Source organism: Pelovirga sp., from assembly GCF_059864205.1.
Genome location: NZ_JCBCBS010000201.1, coordinates 1 through 7,311, shown reverse-complemented (window position 1 = coordinate 7,311; position 7,311 = coordinate 1). Strand labels below are relative to the sequence as shown.

Sequence of the window (7,311 nt, the reverse complement as noted above, 5' to 3'; positions counted from 1 at the left end):
AACAACGATTTCTATCCCGATAGCGATTTCGATTGGGAGTAGGGGCCGCCTCCCCCTTAGTAAAAAAGGGGACAGGCGAAATATGATTCTCCAGTGGCACCCCTCCCCATCCTCAAACTCACCCATCCCGCAGTGAAGTAAAACTCACAAAAATCAGGCATCACAAGCTGCCATGATGAACTACGGATAAGAGCGAGTAAAAATTGGTGCAATCGAAATCGCTATCGCTATCGCTATCGCTATCGAAATCGAAATCGGAAAAGCCTACCGCCTTTCGTTTGACTGTGTAGCCCTGGGTTGGGCCGGGCTATCATGTTCGTGAAGAACAGCCAGCCTACTACAGCAAAGGCAACAACGATGTCGATCCTGATAGCGATTTCGATTGGGAGTAGGGGCCGCCTCCCCCCTTAGTATGGCTAGCTCGTTGTGTTTTTATGGATAGTAGTCTATATTTGTTCTAAATACAGACTTGGAGGTTTTATGAAATCAATCAGTGTTGCCGACGGCGTCATTCCATTGGGTGAATTTAAAACGCATGCACCACGATACCTTAAGAATTTGGCTAGCCCGCTGATTATCACTCAGAATGGTCGCCCGGCAGGAGTGCTGATGTCTCCGGCTGAATATGACCGGATCACGGAGCAGCAACGTTTTCTTGAATCCATTGCTGCGGGGATGAGTGATGTTGCTGCCGGTAGGGTGATGAATGAGGAAGCCCTAAAAGAGCGTCTGGCAACAGCGCGAAAATTACGCTGCGTGTAATGGAGATTGTCTGGACGGAACAATCGCTGCGGTGCCTGATGGACATCGAGGCTTACATTGCTATGGATGATCCAGCCGTTGCTGTTGTTTTTATTGAAAAGCTGATCCGACGTACTGATGTTCTGGTTGACCAACCTTATTCCGGTCGTTTCGTTCCCGAAGTGCCTGGCCGTGATTTACGTGAGTTGATTGAGGGAAACTACCGGATTGTTTATTGCGTCAGTCCCTCAGCAGTTGAAATATTGACTGTTTTTGAAGCGCATAAGCGTTTTTCCCTATCAAAACAGTAAAAACGGGGACATTCTATATTGTCCCCGTCAAGAAAAAAATATAACCTATGTGAATCAGTATGTTAGCAATGTTGGCTGTTTTTGCACGCACCTCTCCCGCTTTTTTTATTCCGGCGTTGTCTCACTTCTTGGCGAATCCTGAGTTTGATCGTTACACGTAGAAAAAGGGGACAGGCGAAATATGATTGACGTAGCGATTTGTATCGGGTTAGGTTGGTGGTGAGTTTGTGATGTGTATGTTTTTTGTTGCTGGTCTTTGTGGGGAATATTCTGGAGGTAGTATTTATGCCGCGTAGTCCGCGTCTGGTTGTTGAGGGGGAATCGGCGGTTTATCACCTGATGTCGCGCACGGCATTGGATGGTTTTGTCCTGGGTGATGCCGAAAAAGACCATCTGCTGCAGGTCATTCGCCACTTTACATCCATTTATTTTGCCGATGTTTTGGGCTTTTGCATTATGGGCAATCACTTTCATCTGGTGGTGCGTATGCATCCGGATGAGGGGTATTCCGATACCGAAATCCAGCGCCGCTACGCTCTGTATTATCAGGATGACGAGACCAAAGATTCGCCCTTGCCCGGTCAGATCGCCATGCTGCGCTATAAATGGCAGCAGTTGTCGGAAATGATGAAGGAGATCAAACAATCCTTTTCGCGCTATTACAATAAACGCCATAACCGCCGTGGTTTTTTCTGGGGTGAGCGGTTCAAGAGTGTGCTGGTCGAGGATGGCGATACCCTGATCAACTGCCTGGCCTATGTCGACCTGAACCCCCTTCGTGCTGGACTGGTTCAGCGGCCGGACGATTATCGCTGGAGTTCACTGGGGTATCACAGCCAGACGGGCAACAAGAGCCGATTTTTGTCACTGGATTTCGGTCTGGTGGGGGCAGAGAAGCTATCAGTCGACGAGCAGTTACGGCGTTATCGCCAGTTTGTCTACGAGGTCGGCGCATTACCGACGGATAAAGGGGCACATATTGATGGTCAGATTGTCACCCAAGAGCAGGCACGCAACTATACCAAGCCACCAGTCGATCGATTTTTGTCCCGTTCGCGCTATTTTACTGATAGCGTGATTATCGGCAGTCGTGATTTTGTCCGAACCCACTGGCGACGTTGGTGCTCTGAAGAAGACAACCCCGATAAGAATCCGGTGGCGGTGAGGGGGCTGGAAGACGTCTTTTCCTTGCGCCGATTGACTGAGACATTTGGCAGGTGAGGATTGTGTTTACAGGGTTGGGACTGCATATTACAATCATAATGTCTGTGAATCTTCAGTGAAGGATCATTGCCATGGATAAAACGATTGTCTTGAATTTTCTCAGAGCCCACAAGGAAGAACTTGCTCTAAAGTTTGGGGTGGAGAAGATAGGGCTTTTTGGTTCCTATGCCAAGGATCAACAACATGATGGGAGTGATATTGACTTGGCAATTTTGTCCAACAATAAAGATTTTTTTGTTCGTGAAGATTTGCGAGAATATCTCGAGAAAAACCTTGGCGTACCAGTAGATGTTGGTTACATCGACAGTTTTCGAAGTTATTACAGGGAGCAGATCGACAAGGAGATTATCTATGCCTGAAGCCAGGCCGTCTCGAAGTGTCGAGCTTTTTATCATTGATATTTTCCTGGCTGGCTTTCGAATAGATGATTACGTCAAGGATATTGCTGATGCAGAATCTCTCAGACAAGATAGCTTGAGGTGGGATGCTACAATCAGACAACTTGAAATTGTCGGTGAAGCGATGGGTAACATCTTAAAAGATGAGGTGCTGGCTACTTCTGCTCCGGATTACTTCCGCAAAATCGTAAATTTCAGGAACGCCATCACTCACGGATATTTTGGAATTGATGAAGGTGAGGTATGGTCGGTTATCAAAAGGCACTTTCCTGTGCTTATCGAGGACCTTCATCGACTCATTTCAATACTCGAATTAAATATGAAAAGAGCGATTGAGTTGGAAAGTGGTGACCTTGAGCGTTTGGGAGATCGACAGGCTTCTGAATATCTACGTGCATTGTTTCATTAGCGATCACGTCACCCGGATCTTCATAGATTCTGATAGCGGCTAACAGAATTTGAAAAGCTATTGGCCGCGATGAAAATCTATCAACATCGGTTAGAATCAAAAGGATCCTCGACGCGGCAAAAGTCAAAGGCAGGGATGACGCGGTAAGGTCAACGGCCTAAAGGGCAGAATATAGAATATTGTGTTTACCTCTCCATATCACTTCGCCATGGGTTCAACAGCATACCGCCGGTCCTGATAAAATCATCAACATGACGGGTCACAATGGTCATGCCGTGAACAAGGGCTGTGGCGGCAATCAAACCATCACGCACCGGGTGCGGGTCAGGGACATGCATTTGGGCACTGCGCAGCGCGACCCTTGTGTCCACCGGGATAATGCGCCCGGTAAAGGCCGGCAGGACATGGTCGTTGAGCCAGGTGCGAAGCATGGCTCCCTGAACAGCGTCGCGCCGTTCGACCAGCAGCACCCCGATTTCCAATTCCTGCACGGAAATGACCGAAAGATACAACTTGCTCGCATCCACACTGTCAGCCCAGCGAGCCACGTTGGGGTCGGCTTTGCCGGCACGGGCCTTGCGGAGTTCTGACACCACATTAGTATCCAGCAGATACATCATTCAAACTCTGCCGCTTTGGCCGGCTCATCCAGTTTCGCAGGAGTAAAGTCAATTTCCTCGATACCCGGCATCGCCAGCAGGTCCACAATTTTTTTGCGCTCGCCGACAAGACGCTGGTACTCTTCAAAGCTCAGCAATACATGCTCCGGTTGCCCACGGTCAGTAATGAAAACCGGTCCGCATTTGGCGGCTTTTTTGGCTCTGCCGGCATGTTGGTTGAACTCTCTACTGGATAAGGTCGTTATCGTCATCGTTTTCACCTCCACAACGTGCTTGTAGATACGTTACTACATTTTGCGCAGATGAGCAAATTCGTGGGTAATAAACATATTGTAAAAAAGGGGGGGGACATTCTTAGATAACTAACTTGTCGCTCAGTTCTCCCCGTCCGCTTGATATCCGTTTTGATACTATGTAAAATATGATCTCATCATACTTTGAGGAGATTTTATGCAAACGATTACTGCAACCGAATTGGCCCGTAACTTACGTCAAGTACTGGATCGATTGGCGGTAGAACAGAGTGAAATCGTCATTGAGCGAAATCATCAGCCTGTAGGGCGACTTTTGCCGGGGGCCGGGCGTATGACGGCTTTGGAGGCGATGGCTGATTTGTATCAGACACTACCGGACGCTGCGGGCAGGGATTGGTTGACTGACAGTCGATCGACCGGTCTTGTGGATGTTGTTTCTGAGGAAGTGAGAGACCCATGGGATTCCTGATCGACACCTGTGTCTGGATTGATATTCAGCAGGGACGTTTGGCTCCTGCGGATGTTGCTCAGGTGACCACTGAGCATCCTGTTTACCTTTCTCCGGTTACCTTGGCGGAGTTGAAGTTTGGGGTGGAGGCGGCGACAGATCCTGCCGTGAGGCAGCGGCGACAGATCGCGTTGCGGCGGTTGCAGCGTAAACCGTTGTTGCCGATTGATGCAGGGACCGGTATTGTTTTTGGTGAACTGGCAGCGGCTTTAAAAATGTCTGGAAAAGGCTATCGACGCCGGGTTCAGGATCTCTGGATGTCCAGTCAGGCAGTGCAACACGGCTATACTTTACTGACGCGCAATGCATCAGACTTTACCGATATTCCCGGACTTGATGTCATTGTCATCTAAGGTGTTTTGGTGGGCTGGCAAAAGGAAAAAAAGGGGACATACGAATTACGGTTGGTTCAATCGAAATCGAAATCGCTATCGAAATCGGGATCGAAATCGAAAAGACTATCGCCTTTCGATCGACTGTGCCGCTTTGGGGTGGGTGGGGTTATCATGTTCGTGAAGAACAGACAGCCTACAGCTACGGCAACAACGATTCCGATCCCGATAGCGATTTCGATTTGGAAAAAAAGAGCAACCTTCTTAGATTCTGGTAGCGGTTAACAGAATTTGAAAAGCTATTGGCCGCGATGTGCTTTTGCTCCGATATTTACGTGACATGAATTGAGTTGACCTGAGATAACCGCGCCGATAAACTGGTATTACTTTTTGTAGTAATACTTTTATGATGAGGTCTATTATGCGGATCACCAGTAAGGGTCAAGTCACCATACCGCGTCATGTTCGTGATCAGCTTGGGTTGCTACCTCAAACCGAAGTTGAATTTGTTGTTGAAGGTAACGTGGTCTATGTCCGTAAAGCGACAGGTGCACAACAGCGAGGCCGTCGCCTGATCGAAGGGATGCGTGGTAAGGCTTCGGTTAAAATGAGTACGGATGAGATTATGGCGTTAACTCGTGGATAAGCCGGCTATGGCTGGTGTGCTGGTCGACAGTAACGTGTTGCTTGATATCTTGACTGAAGACCCGATATGGTTCAATTGGTCCGCTGAGAAGCTGGCAGCGATGGCGGAATCGTTTGTTTTAATGATCAATCCCATCATTTACTCGGAAGTGTCTGTAGGTTTTAAAAATATCGAAGAGTTGGAAAGATGCCTGCCTGCTGATGCCTTTGTGCGCCAATCCCTGCCCTGGGAAGCGGCGTTTTTAGCTGGGAAATGTTTTTTTGCCTATCGCCGTTCTGGAGGAGTTCGCCGTTCTCCGTTACCCGATTTTTATATTGGCGCTCATGCAGCAGTTGCAGGACTAACCCTTTTAACGCGGGATGTGTCACGCTATCAAACTTATTTTCCGACTTTGAAGCTGATTGCCCCTTGAGCGAGACCATGTAAAGAGGGGGGACAATATAGAACGTCCCCCTGTGATGTGCATTATCGGACCTTCATAGATTCTGATAGCGGCGAACAGAATTTGAAAAGCTGTTGGCCGCGATGAAAATCTATCAACATCGGTTAAAATTTAAATCACTGGTTTTGATCTGAGTTGGAGCAAACTATGCTTGATCCGAAAAAAGATCAACAAACACAAGAATATGTAAAATGTGTCACAGCGCAGATCAGCCGTGTTCTTGCTAAGTATCCTGTAATAGCAGCCGTTTATCTGCTCGGTTCCGCTGCCGCAGGCTCAATGCGTGACGATAGTGACATTGATATTGCCCTGCTGCCGGTAGACGAACAGCCAATATCATTGCAATCACGTCTGGAAATGGCCGCACTACTCGAAGCCGAACTGCACAGGGTCGTTGATATCGGGGTGATAACGACAAAAAATCTCATCTATGCCAGTGAAGCAATATTCAAAGGTCGCCGCATCATAACAGTTCACAAAGGTTATACCGAAGCGATGGAGGCACGTTTGCTGGGGTGCTATTTTATCTTCAGGCAGGATCGTAAAGTGGTAGAGGAGAGTTATCGTGCCGCCTGACAATGTCAGTTTCAATAAAGCTGCGATTATTGAGCGTTGTCTACGTCGCATGCGCGAGGAATACGAGGCAGATAAAACCCTGAGTAATCAAACGCATCTGGATGCCTTGATTTTGAATATCGAGCGCGCCTGTCAGGCTGCCATTGACCTGGCCATGCATACTGTTTCCGCTGACCATCTGGGAATGCCGCAAAGCAGCGCCGAATCATTCAAGCTACTCCAGCAGGCAGGTAAAATTGACACTGTTCTTGCTTCACGTCTTGGGGGTATGACCGGATTTCGCAATATTGCTATTCACCAATATCAGGATATTGATCCGGACGTGATCCACTTCATCATGCGAGAAGGTTGGCTGGATCTGGTTTCACTATGTATGGCACTAAAGCTGAAAATCAAACCGTAGATGTAACTATTCACCAATATCCTTGCGCAGGGTCGGGGTATCTCCAAAACCTACAATCCCGGCCTTTTCAAGAAAAAGGTTGGTGCGGTTAACGACCTTTCCTAAATGAAGAAGAGATAATATAGTGTGTCCCCATGTAAACAGGGAGCAGCATGCGCAAAGTTCACGCATTACCGGCAGATATTTTAAAGCGACTAGAGTCTCTCCCTGCCATTCTCGCCGCACATGACAAGGTTGTTTTCGTTTATCTCTTTGGTGGCCTGGCAAAGGGGGAAGTACGGCCATTGTCCGATGTGGACATAGCCGTTTACCTGACCACGATGGAGGACCTCGCGGAAGTCAAGCTTGACTTGATCGGGGTGATTGCCGACGCTTTGGGGACGGATGAGTTTGATCTGGTGATCCTGAATAGTGCGCCGATCAGTCTGGTGGGACGGATTTTGCGTC

14 protein-coding genes are annotated in these 7,311 nt (G+C 48.2%); 12 read left to right on the top strand and 2 right to left on the bottom strand.

Annotation, left to right across the window (positions count from 1 at the left end):
* Positions 1-480 precede the first annotated feature (480 nt).
* From AC6F7T_RS12815 to AC6F7T_RS12795, 5 genes are all read left to right on the top strand, one after another.
* The gene (locus AC6F7T_RS12815) at positions 481-762 is read left to right on the top strand and encodes a type II toxin-antitoxin system prevent-host-death family antitoxin (RefSeq protein WP_500719428.1); all 282 of its coding nucleotides are present in this window, start codon (positions 481-483) and stop codon (positions 760-762) included.
* Positions 762-1,052 carry a type II toxin-antitoxin system RelE/ParE family toxin gene (locus AC6F7T_RS12810; protein WP_500719425.1) on the top strand — a complete coding sequence of 97 codons (291 nt, stop codon included), beginning with the start codon at positions 762-764 and terminating at the stop codon, positions 1,050-1,052. The genes AC6F7T_RS12815 and AC6F7T_RS12810 overlap by 1 nt, the downstream gene beginning before the upstream one ends.
* A 285-nt stretch (positions 1,053-1,337) precedes the next feature.
* Entirely contained in the window at positions 1,338-2,273 is a 936-nt protein-coding gene (locus AC6F7T_RS12805; protein ID WP_500719424.1) for a transposase, read from the top strand.
* 74 nt (positions 2,274-2,347) lie between these two features.
* The gene (locus AC6F7T_RS12800; RefSeq protein ID WP_500719422.1) at positions 2,348-2,635 is read left to right on the top strand and encodes a nucleotidyltransferase domain-containing protein; all 288 of its coding nucleotides are present in this window, start codon (positions 2,348-2,350) and stop codon (positions 2,633-2,635) included.
* Entirely contained in the window at positions 2,628-3,083 is a 456-nt protein-coding gene (locus tag AC6F7T_RS12795) for a HepT-like ribonuclease domain-containing protein (protein ID WP_500719419.1), read from the top strand. The genes AC6F7T_RS12800 and AC6F7T_RS12795 overlap by 8 nt, the downstream gene beginning before the upstream one ends.
* A gap of 185 nt (positions 3,084-3,268) precedes the next feature.
* Here AC6F7T_RS12795 and AC6F7T_RS12790 read toward each other — a convergent pair whose 3' ends face one another.
* Entirely contained in the window at positions 3,269-3,703 is a 435-nt protein-coding gene (locus AC6F7T_RS12790; protein ID WP_500719417.1) for a PIN domain-containing protein, read from the bottom strand.
* Positions 3,700-3,954, bottom strand: coding sequence for a type II toxin-antitoxin system Phd/YefM family antitoxin (locus AC6F7T_RS12785; RefSeq protein ID WP_500719415.1), 255 nt, complete (start codon positions 3,952-3,954; stop codon positions 3,700-3,702). Before AC6F7T_RS12785 ends, AC6F7T_RS12790 begins: the two co-directional genes overlap by 4 nt.
* Positions 3,955-4,153: 199 nt before the next feature.
* On the opposite strand from AC6F7T_RS12785, the gene AC6F7T_RS12780 reads away from it, so the two are divergent.
* From AC6F7T_RS12780 to mntA (AC6F7T_RS12750), 7 genes are all read left to right on the top strand, one after another.
* Positions 4,154-4,426 (top strand): type II toxin-antitoxin system Phd/YefM family antitoxin, encoded by a 273-nt coding sequence (locus AC6F7T_RS12780; protein WP_500719414.1) that lies wholly within the window; start codon positions 4,154-4,156, stop codon positions 4,424-4,426.
* Entirely contained in the window at positions 4,414-4,818 is a 405-nt protein-coding gene (locus AC6F7T_RS12775; protein WP_500719412.1) for a PIN domain-containing protein, read from the top strand. Before AC6F7T_RS12780 ends, AC6F7T_RS12775 begins: the two co-directional genes overlap by 13 nt.
* A gap of 385 nt (positions 4,819-5,203) precedes the next feature.
* Positions 5,204-5,443, top strand: coding sequence for an AbrB/MazE/SpoVT family DNA-binding domain-containing protein (locus AC6F7T_RS12770; RefSeq protein ID WP_500719410.1), 240 nt, complete (start codon positions 5,204-5,206; stop codon positions 5,441-5,443).
* A 7-nt stretch (positions 5,444-5,450) separates the two neighbouring features.
* Positions 5,451-5,855: a PIN domain-containing protein gene (locus AC6F7T_RS12765; protein WP_500719409.1), complete on the top strand. Its 405-nt coding sequence runs from the start codon at positions 5,451-5,453 to the stop codon at positions 5,853-5,855.
* Between the two features lie 177 nt (positions 5,856-6,032).
* Positions 6,033-6,461, top strand: coding sequence for a type VII toxin-antitoxin system MntA family adenylyltransferase antitoxin (gene mntA / locus AC6F7T_RS12760; RefSeq protein WP_500719407.1), 429 nt, complete (start codon positions 6,033-6,035; stop codon positions 6,459-6,461).
* Positions 6,451-6,864: a type VII toxin-antitoxin system HepT family RNase toxin gene (gene hepT, locus AC6F7T_RS12755; RefSeq protein ID WP_337906835.1), complete on the top strand. Its 414-nt coding sequence runs from the start codon at positions 6,451-6,453 to the stop codon at positions 6,862-6,864. The genes mntA (AC6F7T_RS12760) and hepT overlap by 11 nt, the downstream gene beginning before the upstream one ends.
* 152 nt (positions 6,865-7,016) lie before the next feature.
* On the top strand, positions 7,017-7,311 hold a 295-nt coding region (gene mntA, locus AC6F7T_RS12750), incomplete at its 3' end, for a type VII toxin-antitoxin system MntA family adenylyltransferase antitoxin (protein WP_500719405.1).

Excerpts from the sequence above, each read along its gene's own strand:
- AC6F7T_RS12815 (WP_500719428.1), top strand. The coding sequence starts at position 481 with ATGAAATCAATCAGTGTTGCCGACGGCGTCATTCCATTGGGTGAATTT.
- AC6F7T_RS12810 (WP_500719425.1), top strand. The coding sequence starts at position 762 with ATGGAGATTGTCTGGACGGAACAATCGCTGCGGTGCCTGATGGACATC.
- AC6F7T_RS12805 (WP_500719424.1), top strand. The coding sequence starts at position 1,338 with ATGCCGCGTAGTCCGCGTCTGGTTGTTGAGGGGGAATCGGCGGTTTAT.
- AC6F7T_RS12800 (WP_500719422.1), top strand. The coding sequence starts at position 2,348 with ATGGATAAAACGATTGTCTTGAATTTTCTCAGAGCCCACAAGGAAGAA.
- AC6F7T_RS12795 (WP_500719419.1), top strand. The coding sequence starts at position 2,628 with ATGCCTGAAGCCAGGCCGTCTCGAAGTGTCGAGCTTTTTATCATTGAT.
- AC6F7T_RS12790 (WP_500719417.1), bottom strand. The coding sequence starts at position 3,703 with ATGATGTATCTGCTGGATACTAATGTGGTGTCAGAACTCCGCAAGGCC.
- AC6F7T_RS12785 (WP_500719415.1), bottom strand. The coding sequence starts at position 3,954 with ATGACGATAACGACCTTATCCAGTAGAGAGTTCAACCAACATGCCGGC.
- AC6F7T_RS12780 (WP_500719414.1), top strand. The coding sequence starts at position 4,154 with ATGCAAACGATTACTGCAACCGAATTGGCCCGTAACTTACGTCAAGTA.
- AC6F7T_RS12775 (WP_500719412.1), top strand. The coding sequence starts at position 4,414 with ATGGGATTCCTGATCGACACCTGTGTCTGGATTGATATTCAGCAGGGA.
- AC6F7T_RS12770 (WP_500719410.1), top strand. The coding sequence starts at position 5,204 with ATGATGAGGTCTATTATGCGGATCACCAGTAAGGGTCAAGTCACCATA.
- AC6F7T_RS12765 (WP_500719409.1), top strand. The coding sequence starts at position 5,451 with ATGGCTGGTGTGCTGGTCGACAGTAACGTGTTGCTTGATATCTTGACT.
- mntA (WP_500719407.1), top strand. The coding sequence starts at position 6,033 with ATGCTTGATCCGAAAAAAGATCAACAAACACAAGAATATGTAAAATGT.